Source organism: Streptomyces sp. NTH33, from assembly GCF_003236365.1.
Taxonomy (GTDB): Bacteria; Actinomycetota; Actinomycetes; order Streptomycetales; family Streptomycetaceae; genus Streptomyces.
Genome location: NZ_POTZ01000898.1, coordinates 1 through 1,343 on the forward strand (window position 1 = coordinate 1; position 1,343 = coordinate 1,343).

General features: G+C 66.6%; 1 pseudogene. It reads left to right on the forward strand.

Features of this window, described 5'->3' with window-relative positions:
* Nucleotides 1-98: 98 nt before the first annotated feature.
* A pseudogene (locus tag C1I97_RS37360) lies at nucleotides 99-1,190 on the forward strand (IS256 family transposase); the annotation flags it as partial.
* Nucleotides 1,191-1,343 lie beyond the last annotated feature (153 nt).

A 1,343-nucleotide genomic window follows, 5' to 3' on the forward strand; every position in this document is an offset into this window, starting at 1 on the left:
GGGGTGCACGGGGCGGGTAGCTTCCGCTCCCTGCCCATGAGGCGGGCCACCATGCAACTCTCCTTGGCAAACGGGCAGTTCAACCCAGGAGGTGCACGGTGGCCCTGTCCCAGCATGACTTACTCCGGCTGCTGGAGTCACTACGCTCGGCGGACGGGCTCGAACTCGTCCGCGGTGTGGCCGAGCGGATGCTGCAGGAGTTGATCGAGGCCGAGACCACTGCCCGGATCGGCGCGGAGTGGAACGAGCACACTGACACCCGCACTGCTTTTCGCAACGGCCACCGGGACAAGACGCTGACCACCCAGGCCGGCGACCTGGACCTGGCCATCCCCAAGCTGCGCTCGGGCAGCTTCTTCCCCGCACTGCTGGAGCGCCGTCGCCGGATCGACCAGGCGCTGTACGCGGTCATCATGGAGGCCTACGTCCACGGCGTGTCCACGCGGTCGGTCGACGACCTGGTCAAGGCCCTCGGCGCGGACACCGGGATATCCAAGAGCGAGGTCTCCCGGATCTGCCAGGACCTGGACGGCCAGCTGACCGTGTTCCGCAGCCGGCCCCTGGATCACGTCCGCTTCCCGTACGTGTACCTGGACGCGACCTACTGCAAGGCGAGGGTCGAGCACCAGATCGTCTCCAGGGCCGTGGTCATCGCCACCGGGATCACCGAGGACGGCGGCCGCGAGGTGCTGGGAGTGATGGTCGGCGACAGCGAGACCGAGGTGTTCTGGACCCAGTTCCTGCGCTCCTTGCGTGAACGCGGTCTGACCGGGGTCCGGCTCGTGATCGGTGACCACCACTCCGGCCTGGTCAAGGCCATCCGGAAGGTCATGCTCGGGGCTGCCTACCAGCGCTGCCGGGTCCACTTCCTGCGCAACGTGTTCGGCGTGATCAACAAGGATGCCGCGGAGATGGCCGCCGCGACCATCCGCACGATCTTCGCCCAGCCCACCGCCGACGCGGTCCGCACCCAGCTCGACACCGTCGCCGACATGCTCGGCACACAGTTCCCGAAGGTCAAGGCGATGCTGCTGGAAGCGAAGGACGACCTGACCGCCTTCGCGGTCTTTCCGGAGCGACATTGGAAGAAGATCCAGTCCACCAACCCGCTGGAGCGGATCAACCGCGAGGTCAAGCGCCGCACCGACGTCGTCCAGGTCTTCCCCAACGACGACGCGCTCCTGCGGCTGAAGTTCCCCCCGCGATCAGGACAGCCTGATACTGGGACGTACGGGTCCCGGAGGAAGCAGTCCAGGTAGTGAGTAAGAAGAGCAACACGAGCAAGCGGTACACGGCCGAGTTCAAGAAGGATGCCGTCGAGCTGGTCCGTTCCTCCGGGCGGA